Source organism: Bacillus sp. FDAARGOS_235, from assembly GCF_002073415.2.
Lineage (GTDB): Bacteria > Bacillota > Bacilli > Bacillales > Bacillaceae_G > Bacillus_A > Bacillus_A toyonensis.
Genome location: NZ_CP020437.2, coordinates 5,097,169 through 5,123,284 on the forward strand (window position 1 = coordinate 5,097,169; position 26,116 = coordinate 5,123,284).

Annotated in this window: 26 protein-coding genes; 20 read left to right on the plus strand and 6 right to left on the minus strand. The window is 34.8% G+C overall.

The genetic code is table 11. The features are described from left to right. Nucleotides 1-548: 548 nt before the first annotated feature. Nucleotides 549-875, plus strand: a complete 327-nt coding sequence (locus tag A6J74_RS28695; RefSeq protein ID WP_001071902.1) for a DUF3895 domain-containing protein — start codon at nt 549-551, stop codon at nt 873-875. 102 nt (nt 876-977) lie between these two features. On the opposite strand, the gene A6J74_RS28700 is transcribed toward A6J74_RS28695, so the two are convergent. Next, complete coding sequence (locus A6J74_RS28700) at nt 978-1,685, minus strand: DNA alkylation repair protein (RefSeq protein WP_000346354.1); 708 nt, start codon at nt 1,683-1,685, stop codon at nt 978-980. A gap of 365 nt (nt 1,686-2,050) precedes the next feature. Here A6J74_RS28700 and A6J74_RS28705 point away from each other — a divergent pair, with 365 nt between their 5' ends. After that, on the plus strand, nt 2,051-2,512 hold the full coding sequence (locus A6J74_RS28705; protein WP_000591655.1) for a hypothetical protein: 462 nt from the start codon (nt 2,051-2,053) through the stop codon (nt 2,510-2,512). A 169-nt stretch (nt 2,513-2,681) separates the two neighbouring features. Here the strand turns inward: A6J74_RS28705 and A6J74_RS28710 are convergent, their stop codons facing one another. Continuing rightward, entirely contained in the window at nt 2,682-3,926 is a 1,245-nt protein-coding gene (locus A6J74_RS28710) for an MFS transporter (RefSeq protein ID WP_000095417.1), read from the minus strand. 226 nt (nt 3,927-4,152) lie between these two features. Between A6J74_RS28710 and A6J74_RS28715 the strand changes: the two genes are divergently transcribed. From A6J74_RS28715 to A6J74_RS28775, 12 genes are all read left to right on the plus strand, one after another. Next, entirely contained in the window at nt 4,153-4,734 is a 582-nt protein-coding gene (locus A6J74_RS28715) for a TetR/AcrR family transcriptional regulator (protein WP_000113325.1), read from the plus strand. Nucleotides 4,735-5,207: 473 nt separating this feature from the next. Beyond that, nucleotides 5,208-5,864, plus strand: a complete 657-nt coding sequence (locus A6J74_RS28725; protein ID WP_000359524.1) for a uridine kinase family protein — start codon at nt 5,208-5,210, stop codon at nt 5,862-5,864. Between the two features lie 321 nt (nt 5,865-6,185). Beyond that, on the plus strand, nt 6,186-6,923 hold the full coding sequence (locus A6J74_RS28730; RefSeq protein WP_000312077.1) for a DnaD domain-containing protein: 738 nt from the start codon (nt 6,186-6,188) through the stop codon (nt 6,921-6,923). A gap of 72 nt (nt 6,924-6,995) precedes the next feature. Continuing rightward, nucleotides 6,996-9,386: a penicillin acylase family protein gene (locus A6J74_RS28735; protein ID WP_000454361.1), complete on the plus strand. Its 2,391-nt coding sequence runs from the start codon at nt 6,996-6,998 to the stop codon at nt 9,384-9,386. Nucleotides 9,387-9,672: 286 nt separating this feature from the next. Continuing rightward, the gene (locus tag A6J74_RS28740; RefSeq protein ID WP_000025019.1) at nt 9,673-10,038 is read left to right on the plus strand and encodes a hypothetical protein; all 366 of its coding nucleotides are present in this window, start codon (nt 9,673-9,675) and stop codon (nt 10,036-10,038) included. A gap of 81 nt (nt 10,039-10,119) precedes the next feature. Continuing rightward, nucleotides 10,120-10,893, plus strand: coding sequence for a DUF6612 family protein (locus tag A6J74_RS28745; RefSeq protein ID WP_000738996.1), 774 nt, complete (start codon nt 10,120-10,122; stop codon nt 10,891-10,893). Nucleotides 10,894-11,074: 181 nt separating this feature from the next. Beyond that, nucleotides 11,075-12,142 (plus strand): glycoside hydrolase family 113, encoded by a 1,068-nt coding sequence (locus tag A6J74_RS28750; protein ID WP_000739750.1) that lies wholly within the window; start codon nt 11,075-11,077, stop codon nt 12,140-12,142. Nucleotides 12,143-12,231: 89 nt separating this feature from the next. Beyond that, a complete protein-coding gene (locus A6J74_RS28755) occupies nt 12,232-12,423 on the plus strand; it encodes a DUF378 domain-containing protein (protein ID WP_000670800.1) in 192 nt (63 codons plus the stop codon). 207 nt (nt 12,424-12,630) lie between these two features. Next, nucleotides 12,631-13,713, plus strand: a complete 1,083-nt coding sequence (serC, locus tag A6J74_RS28760) for a 3-phosphoserine/phosphohydroxythreonine transaminase (RefSeq protein ID WP_000442910.1) — start codon at nt 12,631-12,633, stop codon at nt 13,711-13,713. A 12-nt stretch (nt 13,714-13,725) separates the two neighbouring features. Then, nucleotides 13,726-14,898, plus strand: a complete 1,173-nt coding sequence (locus tag A6J74_RS28765) for a 3-phosphoglycerate dehydrogenase family protein (protein WP_000490242.1) — start codon at nt 13,726-13,728, stop codon at nt 14,896-14,898. Between the two features lie 13 nt (nt 14,899-14,911). After that, nucleotides 14,912-16,159: a DUF1015 domain-containing protein gene (locus A6J74_RS28770; RefSeq protein WP_001063084.1), complete on the plus strand. Its 1,248-nt coding sequence runs from the start codon at nt 14,912-14,914 to the stop codon at nt 16,157-16,159. Between the two features lie 86 nt (nt 16,160-16,245). Further along, on the plus strand, nt 16,246-16,623 hold the full coding sequence (locus A6J74_RS28775; RefSeq protein WP_000776365.1) for a hotdog family protein: 378 nt from the start codon (nt 16,246-16,248) through the stop codon (nt 16,621-16,623). A gap of 200 nt (nt 16,624-16,823) precedes the next feature. On the opposite strand, the gene A6J74_RS28780 is transcribed toward A6J74_RS28775, so the two are convergent. Together A6J74_RS28780 and A6J74_RS28785 are read right to left on the minus strand one after the other, a co-directional pair. Beyond that, nucleotides 16,824-17,219 carry a DUF3224 domain-containing protein gene (locus tag A6J74_RS28780; protein ID WP_000454074.1) on the minus strand — a complete coding sequence of 132 codons (396 nt, stop codon included), beginning with the start codon at nt 17,217-17,219 and terminating at the stop codon, nt 16,824-16,826. A gap of 194 nt (nt 17,220-17,413) precedes the next feature. Beyond that, nucleotides 17,414-18,445, minus strand: a complete 1,032-nt coding sequence (locus A6J74_RS28785; protein ID WP_000905852.1) for a S66 family peptidase — start codon at nt 18,443-18,445, stop codon at nt 17,414-17,416. Nucleotides 18,446-18,734: 289 nt separating this feature from the next. On the opposite strand from A6J74_RS28785, the gene A6J74_RS28790 reads away from it, so the two are divergent. From A6J74_RS28790 to A6J74_RS28815, 6 genes are all read left to right on the plus strand, one after another. Continuing rightward, nucleotides 18,735-19,376, plus strand: a complete 642-nt coding sequence (locus A6J74_RS28790) for a F0F1 ATP synthase subunit alpha (RefSeq protein ID WP_000525500.1) — start codon at nt 18,735-18,737, stop codon at nt 19,374-19,376. Nucleotides 19,377-19,555: 179 nt separating this feature from the next. Beyond that, the gene (locus tag A6J74_RS28795; protein ID WP_000438987.1) at nt 19,556-19,825 is read left to right on the plus strand and encodes a 2TM domain-containing protein; all 270 of its coding nucleotides are present in this window, start codon (nt 19,556-19,558) and stop codon (nt 19,823-19,825) included. A 352-nt stretch (nt 19,826-20,177) separates the two neighbouring features. Beyond that, nucleotides 20,178-21,017 (plus strand): YitT family protein, encoded by an 840-nt coding sequence (locus tag A6J74_RS28800; RefSeq protein WP_000747488.1) that lies wholly within the window; start codon nt 20,178-20,180, stop codon nt 21,015-21,017. A gap of 181 nt (nt 21,018-21,198) precedes the next feature. Further along, the gene (locus tag A6J74_RS28805) at nt 21,199-21,876 is read left to right on the plus strand and encodes a response regulator transcription factor (protein ID WP_000781961.1); all 678 of its coding nucleotides are present in this window, start codon (nt 21,199-21,201) and stop codon (nt 21,874-21,876) included. Between the two features lies 1 nt (nt 21,877). Further along, nucleotides 21,878-23,254 carry a sensor histidine kinase gene (locus tag A6J74_RS28810; RefSeq protein ID WP_000839531.1) on the plus strand — a complete coding sequence of 459 codons (1,377 nt, stop codon included), beginning with the start codon at nt 21,878-21,880 and terminating at the stop codon, nt 23,252-23,254. Between the two features lie 199 nt (nt 23,255-23,453). Then, the gene (locus A6J74_RS28815) at nt 23,454-23,924 is read left to right on the plus strand and encodes a DinB family protein (RefSeq protein ID WP_000831966.1); all 471 of its coding nucleotides are present in this window, start codon (nt 23,454-23,456) and stop codon (nt 23,922-23,924) included. A 151-nt stretch (nt 23,925-24,075) separates the two neighbouring features. Here the strand turns inward: A6J74_RS28815 and A6J74_RS28820 are convergent, their stop codons facing one another. Together A6J74_RS28820 and A6J74_RS28825 are read right to left on the minus strand one after the other, a co-directional pair. Continuing rightward, nucleotides 24,076-25,335 (minus strand): MFS transporter, encoded by a 1,260-nt coding sequence (locus A6J74_RS28820; protein ID WP_000353376.1) that lies wholly within the window; start codon nt 25,333-25,335, stop codon nt 24,076-24,078. A 69-nt stretch (nt 25,336-25,404) separates the two neighbouring features. Continuing rightward, complete coding sequence (locus A6J74_RS28825; RefSeq protein ID WP_000805791.1) at nt 25,405-26,028, minus strand: ArsR/SmtB family transcription factor; 624 nt, start codon at nt 26,026-26,028, stop codon at nt 25,405-25,407. Nucleotides 26,029-26,116: the final 88 nt, after the last annotated feature.

Consider the following 26,116-nt stretch of genomic DNA (forward strand, 5'->3'; position numbering starts at 1 on the left):
AAAACGAAGTGCGAGCTTAGATAAGATGACATTTTACTGGGCGATGAATATAAAAACCATGGAATGTATATTAAACTAATGAACTCGTACAAGCTCGTAAGTTTTAACGTAGTAGTTATCACGACATATAAAAGTCGTTATACTGTTACTATAAAACTTACAAATTTATGCTATTTAAAAAAGATGAAACTTAAAGCACTTGATTGTCTATTTGAGGCAACAAGTGCTTTTTTGCGTTTTAGCATAGAAAATTTATAGGAAATTATAATTTTGTTATGTAAACTTTTTCTCTTTTTTACATGGTTTATAAAACTAAAAAGAAGATAAATATTCACTATTACTCTCATTCCTGTTATAAAAAATTCTACAATAGAAGACAGAACGTATATTTGGTATAATCGAAACATACTATATGGAATTACGGACATGAGTTTGAAATTCATGTAATAAGGTAAGTACTACATAACAATACATAATATTTAAAGTTCCAGTACATATAGGATTCAGTTCATGTTATATAAATCAATTGTGAGAAAGGAAAAGATGTAATGAATCAAATTTCATTTGAAGATTTATTTGAAGAAGAAAAAGAGAAGGTGGAGGTAGCTGAGATACCCGTACTGTTATCGCCATTGCAAAAAGCTATTTTGGAATTACTTAATTCTGAAGAAATAAGTGCACTTGAGCTATGCGAACGATTAATACGATCTGGTAAAATACCCGATGAAAGATTCACAACAAATAAGCCTAAAGCATATGGTCAAGTATGCTTAATATTAGAAGGTTTTGTTAAAGAAGGAAAACTTATTTTTATCAAAGATGATGAGAAAAGAGATAGAGTATATAAATTGAAAGAAGAAGTTTTAGATGTATAGAGGGAAATGAATGATTGGTTCTCTTTAACTTTGAGTCCGATTAATCTAGTAATGTCCATAAAAAAAGGTGTCAATCTCACTTAGATTGACACCTTCATACTTTTAACACCTTACATATTTACGTTTGAAACCAAGTCTGCCTCTATCAAGTTCTTTTTGAATACTTTCTGAAGCATTTAGTAAACTGCTTTTTTTCTTATCACGTTTTACTTCAACTATACCAACTTCTTTTGCAGTCTCAACTGCCTTTTCGTGTAGCGGTACATATGAAATTGCCACAGTGTTTAGGAAATTATTCATAGCGGATTTTGTTCGTTCTGGTGAATCATGAATTGTATTTTTCACCATTTCAAGCATATCGGAAATTTTGCTTTCAGAAAACTCATTGTCTTTGCGATTCCCTAAAAGCCAGCAGTAGCAACTCCAGCCTGCAGACATTTTAAGCTCATCCCCACTTGTAATCCATTTATCAGCAACATCTTGTGCAATATTTGCCTCTGATAAAGTTACTGCCACTACATAATCGGATAGCATATAAAAATATGCCCCGTCCATCCAGCGATCAAAATCAGACTCACTCATAGATTTTGGATCTGCAATAATGCCTGCAAAGTACATAGCATCGTAGTTACCTGTGGCATAAAGTTCCTCAGCCAACTCTTGATTTAATTTTATTTTCTTAGCGATCGGTTTCATAGCGCCCGTAGCTACGCCGAAAACTGGCTCGTGTGCACCGTTAGATATGTATATTTTTTTCGTTCTTTCCTTACCGAGGGATTCAAGCTCTTGCATAACTGTTTTAAAATCCATAGCTGTGCACTTCCTTCCTTAATATAAAGACCATTTTAATTGTAATGATATAGTTTATATTTTTTATCGAGTTTTCCATACCTCTCAAATTTAATACTAATCGTATGTGAGTAGGATGTCTACTTTCTATAATTCCTTGGCAATTCAGTTTGTGATTTTGACCTTCCATCTAATTATAATCATGAGAATATTACATTAAGGTAAACGGGAAAGAGACAAAATAGATGTATAACTTTCCGCATCGGTTTTTAAAGTGGGAGAATGTAAATAATATTTTATCTTTGGCATTTTCTCTGTAGTGTTATGTTATTATTTGGTAAGGGGATAAATGGAATTTAAAGTTAAACATGTGAGGTTGGTTACAAATGATAAAGAAATTTACTAGAGTAGTATTAACGGTGGTTATGCCGATTGGTCTTATTACGGGTTGTGGAACTGCTGAAAAAACTGAAGCAAAAGAGCCGAAAGCGGTACAAGTGGAGAAAAAGGATTATACGGATTACTCATATGGTAGCAAAGGTATATTAGTAAGCGGAAAAGCGAAAGAACGTCTACAATACGAGGTAGGATATATGGATGATAACAAGTTAATTGGGATTGATGAAACTATTGAGGACTGTATTATTTTAGATAATAAAGATGAAGCAAGCCACATTTGGAAACAAATAGAGCGCGGATCTATTATTGAAGTGCAATATGGTAAGAACCGAAAAGACATCGTAGGGGTACAATTAGTAGAAGATCGTAAGCCATACGAAATTAGTGATAAGTTTGATCGAAATACGATAAATGAGATTGTTGGACAAGTTAAAGGTAATTTGAAATAGAGGTATTTCACTAGTCTATGATCAATTATCATGAAATGGCGAATCGCATACATAAAAGTTTGGAATCAACGGCATTTTTAATATGAAAATGCCGTTGATTTATTTTGAAAAATAAATGCTATTCTTATAGTCTTGTAGAAAAATACGAATTAGAAAATATACAAATGAATTATTCTTCTTTTAGTTGTGATGATCGTCGTAAGGTCATTGCCCAAAATAAAAGAGCAAAAGCACTAATAGATACACCTAATAGGCATACTCCATTCCATCCGTATTTTGCATAAACATTTGTTGAAAGAATTGCACCCGTTGCACTACCGATAGAATAAAAAATCATGTAACTGGCAGTGATTCGACTTCTTGCTTCAGGGCGCACTGTGAAAAGCATACTTTGATTGGTGACATGTACAGCTTGCACAGCTAAATCTAAAAGGATAATGCCGAAAATTAGTAACAATAGAGAGTAGTTAATAAATTTAATTAGGAGCCATGAAAGTACTAATAAAGATAAGGCTATGCCAGTTGTTCGTTGTCCTAATCCTTTATCAGCTAATTGTCCCGCTTTCGTAGTAGCTAATGCACCTGCAACTCCAGCAAGGCCGAATGCACCAATAGCTGTATGTGATAGATTATGAGGTGTAGCACTTAGAGGTAATACTAAAGAAGTCCATAAAATACTGAATGAAGTGAAAATGAGCAATGCTAATATTCCGCGAATGCGTAAGAGTCGTTCTTCTACAAATAATAAGAGAACAGAACGTATTAATTTTCGGTAAGGCATAGTTGTCATTCTTTTCTGTTCAAGAGTAGGTAAATTCCAATGTAATAAAAAAGATACGAAGAGTAAAAGGGTAGCGGAGGTGAGATGAACGGACCGCCATCCAGCTAAATCTGTTAATGTGCCTGCAAATGTACGAGCAAGGAGAATACCTATTACAACGCCGCTTGTCACGAAACCTACTATGCGTCCACGTTCTGCTGGATTAGCTAAAATTGATGCGTATGCGACGAGTGTTTGCGTAACAGTTGCAAGAAGTCCTACTAAGGCCATACCTATAAAAAGTATGGTGCTGGAGGGAGCGATCCCGATTACAATTAAAGCGAAAACAGATAAAAGCATTTGAACAATAATGAGTCTCTTTTGGCTTAATAAGTCACCAAGTGGAACGAATAAAAGTAATCCGAGTGCATAACAAACTTGAGTAATCGTAATCACAATACCGATAGTTGAATGACTAATCTTAAATTCATTTGATAAAGAATCAAGTAGTGGATGAGCGAAGTATATATTCGCCACAGCCATCCCGCAAGCTATTGCGAATAATAGAGTCATATAGCGTGACATGGTTGCATGAACAGGTGAATGTATATGAGTATGTTTTAGAGTGGTCATCATTTTTTCTTTGCTACTCATAAAATCAGCTCCTTTTTGTGTGATTGAAAATAATGTACCGAACGGTATGTTATTTTGTAAGTAAAATATAATCTCGAAGAAATAGATATGTCAAGTTTATTTTGAATTAATAACGTTTTCTTTTGACACATCGTTTATAATTTAATACGATATATAATATACTGATCGGTACATAAAGTGATAATGTATAGTCTTAAAAAATAGATGGAGAAGGAGAGGGTTTTAAATGGCTCGACTACGCGAATTTGATGAAGAAAAAGCTTTGGATGCTGCTATGCAACTTTTTTGGGAGAAGGGATACGCTGCTACTTCATTAAGTGATCTAACTGCTAAAATGGAAATACAAAAACCGAGTTTATACTCAGCCTTTGGTGATAAAGAGGGTTTATTTGAAGCTGCATTAAGGAGATACACAAATTTACATGCGGCTCGTATACGAACAAAACTTCAAAGCGGAAAATCTGTAAAAGAAGCAATTCGGACATTGTTTGAAAATATAGTGGAAGAAGAATATAAAAAAGAATTAAGTAAAGGTTGTTTTTGTATTAACACAATGGTTGAGCTTGCTCCTCATAATGAAAAGTTTGAAGTGCTAACTAGAGAACATCAAATGTATCTCTCAGTTATATTTCAAGAATTAATTATGAAAGGAATTCAGTCCGGAGAACTGGAAAGTGATTTGAACGCTAAAGCAGTAGCGCAAACATTAGTTACGTCTTTAATAGGATTAACAGTATTAATGAAATCACGCCCAGAACGTTCCGTTATAGATAATTCGGTATGTATAATCGTATCGCTACTAAAATGATTTGTAGAAGTGTATTTCAACTAACCTTATTAATAGTAGCCACTTTCATTTATAAGTTTTCAATCGTCAAGTACTGGATTATCTACGAAGAAAATTCAGTACTTTTATTTTCGGAAAGAATATAATTTTATGGGTGTACACAGTATAAGAAGATTGTAGGAGGCGTGTGTAATTAAAAATTAGACGGGAATAAAACGCTATATAGCCCCTTCCAAGCCCCTCATAAGCACCTACCAAGTAATAAATCACTAAGAAAAAACAAAACAAAAACAAAAACAACTACAAGAACAAAACAAGCGCGAAAACATAATAACGTCGTTGTAAGTGTTCACAAATAATATAGTTGTATAAAATTAGAGATGGTACGATGGATCATTATGCTATTTTTTCTTTCATGTATAATAAGATGAGAGGACATCTCAATATTTAACTAATTAAAATAAGGGCAGTATATCAGTAAAAGGGGGAGAAGGATGGATAAGTTATTGCAAGAAATCATAAATTGGATTAGTAGGACTAATGAACAGGTTGTTATTGGTGTTTCAGGACATGGCGCTGCTGGAAAAACAACGTTTGCTAATATGCTTGTAGACCTACTAGATCAAAATGAAGTGAATTATATTAATACAGATCCATATATTGTTAGTTCAGACATACGAAAGCATGCAATTATTGACTATACATATCAAAACGAAAATCATCATTATAAAATGACGGCTTGTCATCCATCAGCGCATCATTTGTCTGCTTTAGAAAGAGATATTCAGATGGTAAGGGCTGGTTTAGATTTTTATACGATAGATACGCATTATATGAAAAGCGAGTTAATTTCTTCAAAAAACAAAGTGACGATTGTAGAAGGAATGTGTGTCGCATTTATTAATCCCGATCTATTTGATTTAAAAATTTACTTCTATACAGATGATGAAACGGAATTAATGAGAAGGTCTAGCCGAGATATTGCTGAAAGGGGAACGGATATCAATTATTTAAGGCGGTCTCATGCAGAACGTCGGATTCAGTATAAAGTGTTTATGCATCCATACAGTCAACGTTTTGATATTATTATTAAAAGTTCCGATGAAGCAATATGTCTAGAAAAAAATACATTTGAGTTTTATAAAGTTTAAATGCAAGTACTCTATTTGTTATGTTTATTATGAGGGTTCATTTTCATTATTTGGTTCTCAAATGAAGCAACTTTATTATTCACCTAAAAATCCATTGTCTATGAAACAACTAGATTTTTAAACGACTTTAATAGACATCTGTCATTTACATAGACAGATGTCTATTGTATTTTTGGTAGCAAGATTAAATAACCTTTTTGTTACTTTACAGTAAGTAGTAAAAAAAATTGTAATTCGAATGCCAAAACGGCTCCCACATTCCTATATTTATATTGAAGGATTGGGATTTCTTATTTGCTAGCAAAGAGTGGAGGGAAATAGATGGCGGTGTACCGTAATGTGCAGGTGAACTTTTGGCAAGATGAATTCATATTAGATTTAACGCCAGAGGAGCGTTATTTTTACATATATTTGTTAACTGGTACGAAAACGAAGCAATGTGGAATTTACATATTACCGAAGCGTGTGGCAGAACTGGAAACGGGCTACAGTATGGAGACTGTTGAGAAGCTGTTAAATAGGTTTGTTGCATACGGAAAGATTTTATACGATGCGGAAACGAAAGAGTTATACATACTAAATTGGCTACACTATAACCCTATTTTAAATACGAATGTAGAGAAGTGTGTGTTACGTGAGTTAAAGACTGTGAAAAATAAAGAATTCATACATACGTTTTTACGTAAATGTCTTGAAGAAGAATGGAAGATTCCATTGTTATTGCAGCATTTTGGTATGCCTGAAGAAGAGGATACTAGTAGTTTACAAGAAGTTATTGAAGAGAAAGAAGTAGAAAGTATAGAAGAGGCCGTTCCCAATAGTAAAGTGTACAAGTTTTATGAACAATATATTAGTAGTTTATCCCCATATATCGTGAAGGAATTGAAGGATTGGATACAAAGAGTTTCAGGAAAGGTAGTACTAGAAGCACTTAAAATTGCGTTTGAACATAATAAGCGAACGTTCGCTTATGTGAAGGGGATTTTGAGGAATTGGTGTAAGAAAGGGCAAGTAGATTTAAGTGAAGAAAAGGAAGGATTCATTTTGTATGATCCGTAGCATATAAGGATTTTTCTATTTTAAAAGGTTCTTTCAAAATAGAAGCGAATAGTTTGAGAAAGGAGGGGTTATATGGAAGTTGTTATAAAGAAGAAACGAACTAGAGGTAAGAGAATTTTTATTTGGTCTAGTAGTATCGTTCTTTTATTGATTATTTGCAGTGTGATTTTTTTGAACGTATATACGCTGAGATCTATGCCAAAGATAGATGGAACGAAAAAGCTAGAGGATTTACAACATGCTGTTACGGTGAAACGAGATAGTAACGGGGTACCGCATATTAAAGCGGAAAATGCACATGATTTATATTTTTCGCAAGGGTATGTGCAAGCACAAGATCGCTTATTTCAAATGGATTTAAGTAGAAGGCAAGCTTCTGGTATGTTAAGTGAAGTTGTTGGAGAAGCAGCCGTTGATAGAGATAAATTGTTTCGAACGCTCGGTTTACGGCGAGCAGCAGAAGCGTCTGTTAGTCAATATGATGGGGAAGCAAAATTTGCTTTGCAGTCATTTGCTGATGGGGTGAACGCTTTTATACGTGAAGCGAAAGCGGAAAAGAGATTGCCAGTTGAGTTTACTATATTAGGTTATGAACCTGCTGAATGGTCAATTGTTGATACTTTAACGATTGGGAAGTATATGGCGTTTGATTTAGGAGGACATTGGCACGGGCAAGCGTTTCGTTATTGGGCGCTGAAAAATCTTCCGAAAGAGCAAGCAAATGAGCTATTTCCTACATATCCGAAAGATGCCCCTAGATTGCTCGCTGAACTGAAAAATACAAATGTGGACGTAGCACAAAGTTTTTCAAAAACGATCATTCCGCCGGAGTTTAACGGTAGTAATAACTGGGTTGTGAGCGGTGAGAAGAGTGCGTCAGGTAAGCCAATTTTAGCGGATGACCCTCATTTATCTCTTGCGACACCTTCTATATGGTATCAAACGAGACTTGAAATGAAAGATTTAAATGTGAGTGGCGTTATATTCGCTGGAGTGCCTGGTGTTATATTAGGACACAATGACAAAATAGCATGGGGCGTTACGAATACCGGTCCTGATGTGCAAGATTTATATATTGAAAAGAGAAACCCTAATAATGAAAATGAATTTTTGTATAACGATAAATGGGAAAAAGCTACTGTTGTTGACGAATCTATTAAAGTAAAAGGCGGGAAAACAATTCCGTATAATGTGACGGTTACGAGGCATGGTCCAGTCATTTCAGAGTTTGCGGATAAAGGAAAAGAGAAAACGAAAACAGTATTCGCTTTGAAATGGACTGCTTTGGAGCCTTCTGCTGAATTAAAGGCTGTATTAAATATGAATAAAGCGAAAGATTGGAATGAGTTTGAAACGGCACTTCAAGATTTTCATACACCAACTCAAAACTTTGTATTTGCATCAAACGATGGCACGATTGCTTATAAAGCGAATGGAAATATACCAGTGCGTAAAAAAGGTGATGGGAGTTTGCCAGTGCCAGGGTGGACTGATGAATATGAATGGGAAGGGTATATCCCATATGATCAACTGCCAAAAGTAATAAATCCAAAACAAGGGTTTATTTCAACTGCGAATAATAAAATTGTGGATGATAATTATCCATACCATATTAGCAATACGTGGGCGCAGCCATATAGACAAATGCGTATTCAAGAGTTTTTGCAAGAGAAGGACAAGTATACGGTGAAAGATTTAGAAGAATTACAGATGGATCAAAAGAATTTATACGGGAAAGAGTTTACTCCAATATTTTTAAAAGAGTTACATAAAACAGCTTTAAATGAAGTAGAGAAAGAAGGCGTAAAACAATTAACAAAGTGGAACTTTTACGATAGTAAAGATGAAGCGGCACCATTAATTTTTCATTTGTTAATGAAAGAGATTTCGAATACGTTATTTTCAAAAGAAATACCGAAAGATGTGATGGAGTTATTTGAAGGAAAGTCACAAGTTGTTGATGAATTGATTCGGAAACAAGTAGCCGGGGAAAATAGTGTATGGTTTTCTAAGTATGGAGGCTTCACAAAAGTTGTGCATAAATCGTACGAGAATGTAATGAAGAAATTGCAGAAGGAGTATGGAACCGATGTTGCAGAGTGGAAGTGGGGCGATTACCATCAACTTGCTTTTACACATCCAATTTCGAAATCATCTAGTATGTTAGCGTTATTTGCTTTTAATCGTGAGAAGCCAGTTCCAATTGGCGGAAGCCAAGTTACCGTTCAAGCAGCGAGTTATGGAGATAACGGTATTGTAAATCATGGTGCTTCTTGGCGATTTGTCATAGATACGAAAGATATGTCAAACGGTTATCATATCGTAGGGCCAGGACAGTCAGGACATTTTAGAAGCGATTGGTATCATGATCAAATAGATGATTGGGTAAATGGCACGTATCATATGACTACTTTAAATACAGATGGAATTGAAGGGAAAGTATTAACTTTACAGCCGAAGTGATAGTATGTTTTTGTTTGCGGGTGAGACTGCTTAATGAAGTAATAATCCTTCCGCTAATGAAAGTGTTACTGTAGAAAAAAGACTCTTACTATTGTAAGAGTCTTTTTTCTACGGTAATGGATAAAATATCCTTTTTGTAGAAACACGACAAATTTTGACAAAATATTGTAAAGGGACTTGTTATAATACCTTTTGGAATATTATGTTTATTAAACGGAGGATGAAGTAGTGTGCAACAAGGGGAATTTCTTAATAGTTGCAGTGAAATCTAATAGGGGGATTTAATATGAGCATTAAAGTAATAAGAGCAACAGGGATAATGGGCGGAGCAGCAAGAGTTGCAGTAAAGGTAGATAACGAAGTAGTAATGAAACTTGAGAATAACGAAGAATATACGCTTCCTTTTGAATTAGATGAAGCGAATATTAAAGTAAAACAATTTTTTTTTGGAAGTAAAGAAAAGAAAGTAAAGGATGGCGACATAGTAGAAATTAAGATAAATAGTATCGCCATGCTATTACTGATGGTGTCAATGATGGCTGTTTTATTCGGTTCATCAATTGGTATAAATATTGTTGTTTTTGGTGTAATAGGAGCATTAGTTACGTTAGTATACGGATTGAATAACTGGTTTAGTTTAGAGGTTAAATAATTATTGTATATATATTTATTTCAGTTGATTTACTATACATGAAATGAAAATATTTTTAAGCGGGAAATGGGGAGAATCAGTATGAAGAAAATGGTTGTAATATCTAGTTTGGCTCTAATAGTAGGTTTAACAACTGGTTGTAGCAGTGAAAAAACAAGTGGACCTAAAACAGTATCTGTAAAAAAAGAAAAAGAGTTAGTAGCGAAGGATATTTTTAAAAAAGCAGCTGACGGATTAAAACAAGAGGAATATCTTACATTGACATCTCTTATGTCAATGAAGGGGAGCAGCCAATCAGAAGAGATTAAAATGAAAATACAGATGGAGCCGAAACTGAAGAATTCTAGAGCTGAAATGAAAATAAGTGGTACAGATATTGTAACGTATGAAGTAGATGGAAAGGTCGCTGCTCAAGTGAAAAACCCTGATACAGGAGAGTTAGTTACGATACCTAATGATCAATTTAATGTAAATGATGTAATGGTCAGTAAAAATTTACTGAATGAGTTAGATTTACCGGAAGCTTTGGCTAAGAAAATGAAAGCAAAGAAGGATGAGGACACATATAAACTTACACTTGAATTAAAGGGAAAAGAAGCAGTAGATACGTTACAAAAAATTAATGGAGATATGAAAAAATTAACGGAAGGATTTAGTATGGATGCGTTTAACATTGAATATATAATAACAAAAGATTATAAATTTGAAGAGATGCGAACAACTATAAAAGTGAGTGAAAGTAACGCAGATAAAAAAGCTAGTACAGATAAGGAAAAGTTGAATGCAGTTGTGAGTATAAAGATTGATTCATATGAAAAATTTGATTCAATTAAGTTACCAGAAGGGATTCAATAATTTCAATTGTAAAAGGATAAAAAAGAGCGGAAATCCGCTCTTTTTTATTTATCTTACTATTTTCAGGAGAATTATATGAATAATGCTTTTATTAATGAAAACTTCATGTAATTTTTTCTGGAATATATGTGAAACATTGTATAAAATAATCAAGAAAGTCAAAAATTATAGGGGGAAAGTTGTGAAGAAAAATAAGAGTTTAATAAGTTTTTTAGGAGTGTTTATTATGTTGTTTTCTTTTTGTTTTCAAGGAAACGTACAGGCAGATGTAAATACTGTTCAACCTGGAAAAATAAAATCAGGAAACGTAACGGTATGGGAAGTTGGAAATGTAGCGAAAGTGTTAGCTGATGTAGAGCGCTTAAATTTAAATACAGTAAATGTACCGATTCAAGTAGATATTCCGAATGTAACTTCTACTAACATGGTAATTAATCAGGCGCAAAAGAAACAGGCTATCATTTTAATTCAAGAATTATTAAAGCGTAATATTCAAGTTATAGTGGAACCGTTCCCATATATTCAGCAGGGGAATGTTGGAGAAACAGAATGGAATCCAAGTAATATTAATGATTTCTTCTGGAATTGGAAAACGGTTATTCTACAAGATATTTTTAATTCTATTACAAGTAAATACAATGTGTTTGGACTAAAGATTGCTTCTAATTTCGTTAATATGGAATATGCAGAAGGATATTGGAACGATACGATTAATTTTGTCCGTCAGCAGTATAAAGGAAATGTTTTGTATCAAATGAACTGGTGGTTAACAGCAAGCTGGGACCCTTCGTATGAAGCGAAGTTTAAAGAGAAAATAAATCGTCCGTATTTAAAAAAGGTGGATATTGTTAGTATCGATAGTTGGTTTGAAGTTTCAGGAAAAAGGAATCCATCATACGAAGAAGTGAAGCAAAGTTTATTCGCGACAACAGTATATAATCGTGGACAAAATGTTGTTCAACAACTGGAACAATTACATAATGCAACAGGAAAGCCAGTTTATTTTGGTGGATTTAACGTACCAGCGCGTGAACTAGGACTACAAAATCCATGGAATCCAGATGTTTCAAATGTATTTTCAAAAGATGTACAATTAAATGGCTGGCGCGCTTACCGAGATGTATTAGAACCGAAACCATATTTTAAAGGTTTTTCAATTTGGTTTATTGGCTCTAATGATAGTACACATGCGTATCAAATACATAGTAAAGAAGCAGAGGCAGTTATTAACGGATGGTATCGAAAATAAATTTTATAAAATAGGTAAGTTTTGAAGTTTCCTACATATATTTCTAGTGAAAGGCCTTTCACCATCTTATCACCTAGGGGGCAATCATAATGAAATTTTTGTCTTACCTTACAGTAATTTTGGTGATTCTTGGCGGTTTGAATTGGTTGTTTGTAGCGTTAGATTACAATGTAGTTGAGAAATGGTTTGGTTCTATGCCGGCGCTTGTGGACACTATTTATTGGCTCTTTGGTCTTTCTGCTATTTATCAAATTTTTGATCGGTTCTTTACGGACAATTAGCTATTATTCTTCTATTATTAAAGTGTTAAGTACGATTATGTACTTAACACTTTTTTATATGTTTACATATAGTATGCACGTGCAAGCGATTCCATCGCGTCTTGAGACATAATAATAGAAAAGAAATTGACCGTATATTGTATTGTGGGGTATAATTCAGAAAGTTTAAAAAATAACAAAATGAGAAATAGGGAGGTCATCCGGGTGATGGAGAGAGTGTATAATTTTTCTGCAGGACCATCAATACTCCCTTTGCCAGTTTTAGAGAAGGTGCAAAAGGAGCTTTTAAATTATAACGGGACAGGCATGTCTATTATGGAAATGAGTCATCGATCTTCTTATTTTCAAAGTATTATTGATGAAGCGAGTAGTCTGCTTCGTGAATTAATGAACATTCCTGATGAGTATGAAGTTTTATTTTTACAGGGCGGTGCATCATTACAATTTTCTATGATACCGTTAAATATAATGAATACGTACAAAAAAGCAGGTTATGTACTGACTGGCTCATGGTCTAAAAAAGCACTGCAAGAAGCAGAAAAAGTAGGGGAAGTACAAGTGATTGCTTCTTCTGAACAAGAGAAGTTTACTACGATTCCTAAATTGGATGGTTTACTCGATAATGAAAAACTAGATTATGTACATATAACAACGAATAATACAATTGAGGGGACAAAATATGTGGATATTCCACATCTCGAAGAAGTGCCGCTAGTTGCGGATATGTCCTCAAATATTTTATCAGAACGATATGATGTTACGAAGTTTGGCCTCATATATGCGGGAGCACAAAAGAATTTAGGGCCAGCGGGCTTAACGATTGCTATTATAAAAAAAGATTTAATTGGCGGGGCAGATTGCTCTTGTCCTACAATGCTAAACTATGAAACTTATAGTAAAAATAACTCCTTATATAATACACCGCCATCCTTTAGTATTTACGTAACGAAGCTTGTACTAGAGTGGTTAAAAGAACAAGGCGGGGTATCTGCGATTGAAGAACAAAATAGAATGAAATCGTCACTTCTTTATCATTTCTTAGATGAGTCTAAATTGTTTACTTCACCAGTTGATCCTACGTATCGATCACTTATGAACATTCCGTTTACAACACCGTCAGAAGAATTAAATAATCAGTTTTTACAAAAAGCGAAGGAACGCGGGTTCGTTACGTTAAAAGGACATCGTTCAGTAGGTGGCATGCGCGCTAGTATTTACAATGCGATGCCAGTGGAAGGTGTGCAGCAATTAGTAGATTATATGAAAGAATTTGAGCTTGAAAATAGATAGGGAGATGGGGATATGTTTCGTGTTCAAACGTTAAATCAAATTGCAGAAAAAGGTTTGCAAGTTCTTGGCGGGGAGCGCTATGAAGTAGGGGATAGAATGGATCATCCAGACGGCATTTTACTTCGCAGCTATTCTTTACATCAAGAAGAGTTTTCAAAAGATTTAAAGGCGATTGCAAGAGCTGGTGCGGGTGTAAATAATATTCCTGTCGATCGATGTACGGAAAAGGGAATTGTAGTATTTAACACGCCAGGGGCTAATGCGAATGCCGTAAAGGAACTTATTATCGCAAGTCTTATTATGTCTTCACGTAACATTATTAATGGGGTAAGCTGGACGAAAAATCTAGAGGGTGAAGAAGTACCTCAGCTTGTTGAATCAGGGAAAAAACAATTTGTTGGATCAGAAATTGCGGGGAAACGTCTAGGGGTTATTGGCCTTGGTGCAATTGGTGCTTTAGTCGCGAATGATGCGCTAGCTTTAGGAATGGACGTTGTCGGATATGATCCTTACATTTCAGTTGAAACAGCTTGGCGCCTTTCTACACATGTGCAAAGAGCGTTTAGCCTAGATGAAATTTTTGCAACGTGTGATTATATTACACTTCATATTCCTCTTACGAATCAAACGAAGGGGCTTATTGGTGAACATGCTATAGAGACGATGAAAAAAGGAATACGTCTATTCAATTTCTCAAGAGGGGAACTTGTAGATGAAAATGTTCTTCAAAAAGCATTAGAAGAAGATGTTATTACACATTACGTAACGGATTTCCCGAATGAAAATGTGATTAAGATGAAAAATGTAACAGCGACGCCCCATCTTGGTGCATCTACATCTGAATCGGAAGAAAATTGTGCAGTAATGGCTGCACGTCAATTACGTGAATATTTAGAGACAGGAAATATTCGTAATTCAGTCAACTATCCTAACGTAGAACTTCCGTATATCGGAAAGAAACGTATTACAATTATGCACCAAAACGTTCCGAACATGGTAGGACAAATTACAGGATGTTTAGCAGAACATCATATAAATATTGCGGATATGATTAATCGTAGTAAACATTCTTGGGCGTATACAATGATTGATATTGATAACGGAATTGATGATATAATTAAAGAGAATGTTGTGGAAAATATAAGCAAAATTTCAGGTGTTGTAGCCGTTCGAATGATTGTGTAAAGGAGAGAGGAAGTTGGCAAAAATCCGACCGTTTCGGGCCATTCGTCCAGTAGAAGAAAAAGCAGCACAAGTTGCGGCTTTACCGTATGACGTATTAAATAGTGAAGAGGCAAGAGAAGTTGTAAAAGGCAATCCGTATTCTTTCTTACACGTTGATAAAGCAGAAATCGATTTAGATCCGGTACTTTCACCGTACGATGATCGCGTATATGAAAAAGCGGGTGAAAATTTAAAGCAATTTATACGAGAAGAAGTGTTCATTCAAGATGAGGAGCCAGCATTATACATTTATGAGCTGACGATGCAAGGAAGAACGCAGTCAGGACTTGTCGTTTGTACATCTATTGATGAGTATGATGATGATACAATTAAAAAACACGAAAGAACGCGTCATGAAAAAGAATTAGATCGCATCCGTCACGTTGATGTGTGTGATGCAAATACGGGCCCTATCTTTTTAACGTACCGTACAAAAGATGAAGTGAAACGTTTCATTAGCAGCTGGAAAGAAGAACATGCGCCAATTTATACATTTACAGCAGAAGATGGCGTTGAGCATGTTGCTTGGAAGGTTGCAGATGAAAGTGTAATTGCCACTTTAGTAAACGCATTTGAAGATATTCCGAACTTGTACATTGCAGATGGACATCATCGCTCTGCATCAGCAGCAAAAGTAGGACTTATGCGAAGAGAACAAAATCCGAATTATACAGGAGAAGAGGAATTTAATTTCTTCTTATCCGTTCTATTCCCTCACGATGAATTATCAATTTGGGACTATAACCGAGTTGTGAAAGATTTAAACGGCTTATCAGAGGAACAGTTTTTAAAGCAAATTACGCAGTATTTTTATGTAGAAGAAGCAAATGGTTCTCCGTATAAACCGAATGAGCCGAAAACATTTGGTATGTATATAAACGAGAAGTGGTATAAGCTCACTGTGAAAGAGGAAACGTTTGATGCGAACGACCTTGTGAAAGGTTTAGATGTGTCTATTCTGCAAGACCATCTATTAAGCCAAGTACTTGAAATACATGATCCGCGATCTGATTCACGCGTCGATTTTGTAGGCGGAATCCGCGGGTTAGAAGAACTAGAGCGCCTTGTGAACAGCGGTGCATATAAAGCAGCGTTCTCATTATATCCAACGTCAATGGAAGATTTATTAGCAATCGCAGACGCTGGGGAAGTCATGCCGCCAAAATCAACGTGGTTTGAACCGAAACTGCGCAGTGGGTTGTTTGTACATTCTTTAAAGTAAATATAAACTTCTTTAGATTGAAAAACCGAAATGATTTTTAGTTTCGGTTTTTCTTATTTTAAAAGTGTTTTCGAGGAGGGGTATCAATGAAATTGCAAGTAGGCGAAAAAATCACCTTTGAGCGAACGTTTACAAGAGAAGATGTTGTTTTATTTACAGAGGTATCTAAGGATGAGGGAGTTCATCATGTTACACCTGATGAACAAGGGCGATTTGTTGTACAAGGACTTTTAACATCAACACTGCCTACGAAAGTTGGCGGTGATTATAACGTATTAGCTCGCAAGATGGATTTTGAATTTTTACGTCCCGTTTTTAGTGGGGATACGATTCGATGTGACGTAACAATTGAAAAATTTGAACCCGATGAAAAAAATCGTACGAAGATTATTGCGATGTTTACATGTATGAATCAACTTGAAAAAGAAGTATTGAAGGGGAGTTTTTCAGGGATTATTCTTTAATTATTAGGAGAAGTAATGAATAAGTGGGGGCCCATGCCTCTCAGGCTTAGAGTTTTAATTCCTACCCATAACGAAAATTTTATGTATTATACTCTGTTCTTTTCTTAACGATTAGAAAATAGTTGAATAAGCTCGTCAATAAAAAGGACATTCTTAGTATTACAAGAAATGTCCTTTCCACTAAATTATAGGGTATTTTGCTAAATTTCAAATTCTAAAATTAGTTTACTGGTTTGACCTGTAAACTGATAGTTATAGGACCCTCTCAGACTTTCTAAGTTACCAGTAGCTTTAATAATTGTTCCTGGGGAATTTAAATTTCCTTTATCAAATATTCCTTGCTCTATAGCTGTAAATGTTCCTTGTTGCCCCTTATAAATTCCTTCAAAGTGTAAAAATCCAGAAATTTTAGCAGTAGCCAAGTGACCGTCATTTATATTTGAGTCTAAATAATATAATAAGTATTCAACAAAAGCTTTTCCTTTTAATTCCCCATCAATATCATATTCAACATGGGCAATATTAATAGGGAAATCTTTTCTATTATCATCAATTGGTTTTTCATCCCATTTCCTTACTGTAAATGTTACTTCCATACACGTAAATCCCCCTTTATCATTAGATAAGTAATCTCCATATCATTTAAAAAGTAACAATTCACAGTCATATCTCATAGGAGTGTTTTTATTGATTTGAGTCCTGCCATATCGCTATCAAGCTAATAAAATAAAAATACGCTAGGATCAGGAAAACATAATTATAAAACATATGGCTTTACTTATTGAAAGTTTCACTCCACTCCACTTTCCAAAATAGAGAAAGATCCATTTTCACAATCAATTTCTGCCATCGCACCGTAAGGTAAAATAAACTTCGGTTCAGTATGGCCAAAATTTAAATTATAAAGAATCGGCAAATCTTCTAAATTATTTTCCTTCATAATCTTAAGTATTGCCTGTTTATATTCTTCATAATATGTTTCGTCTTTCGGTTTACCGAAGATGATTCCCTTTGCTTTTTGCAGAATGCCTTGCGCTGCATAATTTCGCAACCAATACTTTATATAGTTTGGTTCTGGATGTTCTTCAGATGTTTCAAAGAATAAAATACTATTCTCCCAATGCTTTTTCTCAGGCCAAAGTTCCGTTCCTTTTACGAATTCCAATACTTCAATACAACCACCAATTAAACGTCCTCGTACAGTCCTAGATCCTTGAAGGACCTCATATCCGTTGTTTTGCTGCATCGTACGTCTTGTATCCTTATTTATTTCTATCCATTCTAAACGCTCACTCGTCCATTCGTTAGCTGGTTGAATTTCACCAATAATCTCATTTGAAAAGAGAGTTCGATTCACTGTTTCAATCGTATATGAATCCATCTCTATATTTTCAGCAAAATCGGTTAAGATTGCTGGACCGTAAAAAGAGGAAATTCCTGCTTTATGACAAAATAAATGTGAAACGGTATCGTCAGAGTACCCCATAAAGATTTTCGGATTTTCACGTATCACATTAAAATCAATATAAGGTAGTAAACGGATACTATCTTCGCCACCAATATTCGTAATAATTGCTTTAACACGCGTATCTTTAAATGCTGTCATTAAATCTTCCGCACGAGCCCCTGGATTGTTATAAAGGTATTCGCTACCTTTTAAACTATTTGGCATTGGGATAACTGTAAGCCCGAATACTTCTTCTAATCTCTTTACTCCTTGCTCATAACGCCATCTTAGCTTAGAATCACCCGCTCCTCCCCATGAAGCACTTACTGTTGCTACGATATCTCCTGCCTGTAATCTCTTTGGTTTTATTAACATATGAATTCCGCCCCTACATAATGTAATGAACTACGATTATACAAACCGTAGCATTGAAAAATATGCTGCATGACAGTAGTTTCTTCATCATCAATCCGTTTACCTGCTGATATTCAAGAATTTAGCAGTAGTGTTGAATATAGGAATAATCGATTTATATTTAAAAATTACAGTATGCAACATTGCATGAGAAAAGTGGTTGTTATTTTTATAACCTGTAACTATAATGATTACAGGTTGGTCTTAGCCAATCAAACAAATAAAATCATCATGAATGGAGAGGTTACATATGGGTATGAAAAAAATAATTTTAGCAGGTGCTTTAGGGATCGCAGCATTATCAGGAACGAATGTACCAGGATTAGAAGTAACGAAAGCGAGTGCGGCTTCTATTGAATCGAATTTCTCGACGTTAGAAGGACGAGTAGTAGAAGTGGATAATGGTGTGATTGTTGTGAAATCTAAGCAATATGAGGAGCCTGTTAGTGTGTATATGGATTCACTTTCAAATGTGAAAGTAGGAGACGAAGTAAAAGCGACTGGATCTATGATGCGTAATTTTACAGAATATATGGTTGCAACTGCAGTTGAAAATACAACAAACAAGTTAGGTATGCACATGAAAGAAGATGGCTCACCTGATTATGTAATTGGCGAAGTATCAAAAATAGGAACGATGGAAGATGAGGGAGACGGTTCTACTAAGTATGTCGTAGTTGAGTATCCATCACTAAATGGGAAGAAAGATAGTATTGACGTTTTCTTAACGAAGGGACAAGTATTTCATACAGGTGAGAAAGTAAAAATTGATATGAAATATGTAGGCTGGGGCGGAAGTTCTATTAACTGGAACACAACGGACAACATTGAAAAAGTTCATGAGGTAAAGAGCGACGTTGAAAATAATGATGATGTTTGGATTTGGTCTTAATTAGACGCTTGTAAATAACAAATGTATCATGCAGTACCCATCGAATCATCATATGTATGATAATTCGATGGGTACTTTTTTGTTTTATGTTTTTTTGAGAATACTGGATTTCCGATTAGAATATGATGTTAACACTGGAGCGAAGGTTAAAAATACAATATTGAAAGAGGTGTTTAAGGGTGGAGCGAGATGATGTTTATTTACGAGCTAAAAAAAGAATGGAGAATTTAAAAGCATTTTACATTCATTTAACGGTTTATATACTAGTGAACTTAATGCTTTTTATTATAAATATAAGTTCTGATTCAAGTAAATTATGGTTTTTATATCCACTCGCAGGTTGGGGGATTGGTATCGTTATACACGGATTGACGACTTTTCCATTTGGGATATTCGGAAAAGAGTGGGAAGAACGAAAGATTAAAGAATATATGGAGAAAGATAAGTAAATTTATTTCTGGAATTTATGAATATAAAATCTCATATAAATCTCTATGATTACACGCTTGAGGCGAAGTCTATTCTATAGCTTCGCCTATTTGCTTTGTATTTGAAGTTTGTGCGAGTGAGAGTGTTCATATACATTTTTTAGGGTGAACTGCATGTGAAATCAAAACTTTATTTGTAGTACATAATAAATACAGTTATTTTACTTTTTAAATTACATGTGGATATAGGATAAAGTTGATTTATTACCCTATATTAAAATAAAAATAAACCACTGTTCGATTTGAATATTCCACGATATAATGGTGAGAGTTTATAGCAGAATAAATATTTACATAAGAAGTGAGGTACTGTATGAAAAAAAGAACGACAGACATTATTTTTATTATTATTGGTGCATTTCTTTTTGCGTTAGGTGTCAATTTGTTTGTTATCCCGAACGAGTTTGGTGAGGGCGGGGTAACAGGTATCACGATTATTACGTACTATTTATTTGAGTGGTCACCAGGTTTAGTCAACTTAATTTTAAATGCGATTTTGTTAATAGCTGGTTATAAATTTTTAAACAAGATCACAACAATTTATACGATTATCGCTGTAGTTACGAACTCGCTATTTCTTCATTTAACAGAAGGTTGGACGATTGCTTCTGATGAAATGCTCGTAAATGCCATTTTCGGAGGAATATTTATTGGGTGCGGGATTGGCCTTATTATTCGCGTTGGCGGAACAACTGCAGGTACTACTATCTTAGCAAGAATGACGCATAAATATTTAGGATGGAGCATTAGCTATGGTTTACTGTTCTTCGATTTAATTGTTGCGTTTTCATCTTATTTCATCATTGGTGCAGAAAAACTGATGATAACAATTATTATGCTATATGTAGCAACGAAAGTGATGGAGTTTGTAATTGAAGGTTTAAATCCGAAGAAAGCCATTACGATTATTTCTGATAACCCGAATGAAATTGCCGGGAAGGTAACTACCTTAATGGGCAGAGGGGTTACTGTGTACTCAGGTCATGGCTATTACACGAAAACTCCGAAGGAAATTCTTTATGTTGTTATTAATAAGCAAGAAGTAGTGAAGCTAAAACGGATTGTTCAAACTACAGATCCGGCTGCGTTCATCGCTATACACGATGTTCGTGATGTGTTCGGAGAAGGATTTGTTGATATTTCTAAAGCATAGAAATTACTTTTCATTAAAATAATCTTAATACTAAAACGTAAGAATTTATTTTGAATAATCTTTTTTCAAAATAGATTCTTTTTTATTTATCTTAAAATGTTGGTTTGTTTTTCTTTTTCTTGCAAAAAATCCAATTGTTTCTTAATGTAAGGATGTAGAAGGATGAACGAGAGAGGGTTTAATGAAGATGATACATATTTTATTAGCTGATGATGATAAGCATATTAGAGAATTATTGCATTACCATTTACAAAAAGAGGGGTTTAAAGTTTTTGAAGCGGAAGATGGAAAGGTAGCGCAAGACGTTTTAGAGAAGGAAAATATTCATCTTGCGATAGTAGACATTATGATGCCGTTTGTTGATGGCTATACGTTATGTGAAGAAATCCGGAAGTATCATGATATACCGGTTATTTTATTAACTGCGAAAGATCAGTTAGTTGATAAAGAAAAAGGATTCATTTCTGGTACGGACGATTATATTGTAAAACCGTTTGAGCCAGCTGAAGTCATTTTTCGAATGAAAGCTTTGTTGCGCCGTTATCAAATGTTGAGTGCAGACATTATTACACTTCACGGGACGACAATTGATCGTAAAGGTGTTGAAGTAAAGTGTAACGGTCAAACGATTTTGCTTCCGCTGAAGGAATTTGAATTATTATCGCAATTAGCTAGTTATCCTGGAAGAACATTTTCAAGAGAAGAGTTAATTGAATTAGTATGGGGAATGGATTTCGAAGGGGACGAACGAACGGTTGACGTTCATGTGAAGAGACTACGAGATCGTTTCTCAAAAAGAACAGATGATTTTCAAATTACGACAGTGCGCGGACTCGGCTATAAGTTGGAGTTGAAATAAAATGAAATCACTATATTCTAGATTCGTTTTTATGACAGTAGGTATTATGCTTCTTAGTAGTATTATCGGTTTTTTATTAACGAATGTATATTATCAAGTGAAGTTAAAACCGTATAATAGTGAAAAGATTTTAAACTATGCTGAGGAAGTTAAATCGTTATATGAAAAGCAAAATGAAGAAAATAAATATGATTATTTACAATCTATTGCGAAGTTAGGGTATGAAATTTATATTGTAGACGACCAAATGAATGGAAAGCGTATCGGCAACGCGTTTCGTAAAATAACGATAAGTGATGATACGGTTCGTAAAGTATTGCAGGGGGAAACGTTTAATGGTGTTTCCACATATCCAACGAGGCTCTTTATTACAGGATTCTTCGATAATGAATTAATTAATAGTGTCGGTGTACCGTTAAAACACGGTGATAAACAATACGCTTTATTTATTCGTCCTGACATTCAGCAACAATTTGGTGAAATGAGAATTTTCTTAGCGGTTTTACTTGGTTTTATCGTGTTATTAAGTATTATTTTTATTGCGATTGCAGCAGGATATATCGTTCGCCCAATTCGTAAATTTACGAAAGCTACGCAAAAAATTGCAAGTGGCGAATATGAAATTGAATTAGACGTAAAACGAAAAGATGAAATAGGAACGTTATCTACAAGCTTCCAAAAGATGACGAAAAGTATAAAAGAATTAGATGAAATGAGACAAGAATTCGTTTCGAACGTTTCGCATGAATTTCAATCGCCGCTTTCTTCCATACAAGGATTTTCGAAAACATTGCAAACAGAAAAGATGAGTGAAGAAGAAAGAAACCATTACTTACAAATTATCGAGGGCGAAAGTAAGCGAATGTCTAGTTTATGTAAACAGTTACTTACGCTAGCTTCTTTAGATAAAGAAGAAAAAGTATTACAAATAAAAGAATTCAATCTACAAAAGCAAATTAAAGACGTCATTTTTATGCTCGAATGGAAATGGCGTGAAAAAGATATTGCCGTTGAATTTGATGTACCAGACATTACAATACAAGGTGATGAAAATTTACTTCATCAAGTATGGAGTAATATTTTTACGAATAGCATTAAGTTTTCAAATGATGGTGGGACGGTTGAGTTTTTTGTCGAAGAGTTAGAGTCTAGCGTTATAATCTCTATATCCGATAACGGAATCGGTATGGAAAAAGAAGGAATGGATCGTATTTTTGATCGTTTCTATAAAGTAGATACGGCAAGGGCAAGAAATGTAGAAGGTAGTGGCTTAGGATTATCAATCGTGCAGAAAATTGTTGAACTGCATAAAGGGGCAGTTTCGGTGTATAGTACGAAAGGGGAAGGGACGACTGTTCGGGTTGAACTTCCGAAATAGATGGAAGAGGCTGTTTGCGAACGCCTCTTCTTTTTTGTCCGTTATTCTACATGTAAAGTGAAAAAATATGAGTAATCCTATTCTATAATTGGACTTGTTTGTGGAATAAGATTAGGAGGAAGTTTATTTGAAAATGTAGAATCTCTACAGAGTTATAAGGATTTTATTGAAACTTTAACTATTTAGGGAGGAAATTACTTTGAAACGAGTTGACGTGTTATTAAACGCACTAGATTCAACATTCGATAAAGAGAGTTGGTATGCACCGTTTAAACATGCTATAGAAGGACTTACAGCCGAACAGGCTATGTGGAAACCATCTGGAGAGGGAATGAAAACCATTTGGGAGAACGTTAATCATCTTATTTATTACAAAGAGAGACTTGCTGCAAACTTGGAAGGCCGTGAATGGACACATAATCTCGACGGTGATGAAACCTTTTATCTTACTAAGCAATCTAATGGTGATAAGGAATGGAAGGAGGTCGTTGAACGTTCTGAAAATGCTCAATGTAATTTAAGACAGGTATTAAGTGCAATTTCTGAAAAAGAACTTGAACAAAATTCACTTGAGGGTAAGTTACTGGATATTATGCTTCACGATGCTTATCATACAGGACAAATTATTCAATTAAGGAAAATGCAGAGTGCTTGGCCATCAAAGCGTTAACTGCCGTTTTAAGTTGGTGCTATTGTTGAATAAAATTTAGATATTCAAACGACTTTATTGTTATATTTTTAGTGAAGTATTTTACATCCAAAATGAAATAACTATATTTTTAACCCCGTCCCCAATTTAGAACGGGGTTATGTTTGGTTTGCTATAAAGCCGCACCTTTCCCGCGCTCTTCCTTAAACCGAACCCCAAAAGTATCCGTTGTAATCTCATCAGCTTTCGGCAAAGCCCGTAATTTCGGATGAAGCAGCCATACAAGAGAAATGAATAAAATTCCGATACTAGCGAGTGCGAAAATGAGTTGGCTACTAAATACATTTGCCGTATATCCACCAATTAGAGAACCGAACGGCATAGCGATTGTGCCCATACTTCGCATCACTGAATTGATACGTCCAATATATTGATTTGGAATTACAATTTGACTAATTGTCGCGAATAATATGTTCGTGGCTCCAATTGGAATCCAAGCTAGGCCGAATAAGAGAATAGATAGCCATTGAAACGGTACGATTGTAGAGAGAAACCAAAAGATAGCGCCAGTCGCAAAGCCAATAATAGAGACATGGCCAACATTACGTTTGCCAACCCAGGAACTGAATAATGCACCAATGAGACTACCTGCTGATATAGCAGCTAAGAAGAAGCCATATGATTTCACGCCTCCTAAAGAATCAGCGAAAGAAGGGAGTATGGCCATCGTCATACCGATTGAAAAATTAGCGACTACTGAACCGATTAAGAATACGCTCATTAATGAACGGAAGACGATTGAAAAACCTTCTTTTAAATCAGAGAAATATTGCTTAGTTGATAGTGATGTGCCCGTTTCGGTTTGTTTTGGCATTTTTAATGAAAAAAATAAAAGGGCAGTAATCGCGAATGTAAGAGAGTCGATCACATATAAAGTAATGGCACCTAGTAGTGCTACTAATATGCCAGAAAGAGTTGTACAAATTAAATCGATGCCTTGATACGCAAATGAGAAGAGTGAATTTCCTTTTAATAATTGTGTTTTATTCAGTAGAAGTGGTAAAGCTTTCGATTGTGCGGGATAGGCGAATTGTTCGATAAAGGCTACGATGGGCATGATGATGAGTAGTAATTGGACTGTTAATAGGTCGAAGTAGTGTGTAATAGGAATGATTAAAATAAGAATGCATTGCAAAACTTGTGTGATGACGAGGGTGTTTTTTATTGACCATCTATCAACGAATGGACCGGTAAGAAATTGTAATGCAGAAGGTAATAACGTAAGGAAACCAGCTAATCCAGAATAAAAAGGATTGCCACTTAGCCTATATACGAGCCACATCGCTGCTACATAATACAAGCTATCTCCTATGTTTGTAAAAATTCTCCCTAAAAATAATAAGAGGAAATTCCGGTTTTTTAATATGTCCATTTAATCTACTCCTTTATAATAAATTTATTCGGTAAAATAAATTTGACCGTCTCAGTAAAAAAAATCGTATTACGATTTTTCTTCTTCTTTAATAAATTGGTGCATTGTTCTCTCAGCAATTTGAAGTGCAGTAGTAGAAATATAATAAGGTTTACTATTCGGATCTTTATCTGCACTTTTTGTAATTTCGCTTAATTCAGCCATCAATTCATAAAACCTTTTTACCCACACTTGAAATTGTTCTGGCGTAGCATCAAATTCCCAGCAAGATGAAACGTAATTCCACTTAGCTGGGTCTTCACTTGCATTTCGTAATGTAAAAGCTTCCTCTGGTGCAGCGAGAATTTGGCTTTTCGTTCTTTCTATCATTTGTAAAAAGATTTGGCGACCTGATTCGCTTAATATTTCTAAATGAGGTAATAGATCTGTGGCAGGGGTGAAGCCTTTAGCGACAGATTGATAAAACTTTTGAACAATGCCATTCTTTTCTTCTGTATAAACAATCTCTATAAGACCATTCTTTTCTAATTCTTTTAAATGATAATGAATTTTCGCCCTTGAAATGCCGAATTTCTCAGATAGTAATTGTCCAGTATAAGGACGTTCGCATAGACGTATCATCATTTCGGCACGTAGTGGATCGCTTAATGCTTTTAGTTGGCTATAAGTAGTGAGTGTTAATACGGGCTTCAAAATGATCAACTCCTTTAATAAAATTACTCGGTCAAGATTATTTGACTGAATTGTATCAAGGATTCCAAATATTTTCAATACTTTCTGA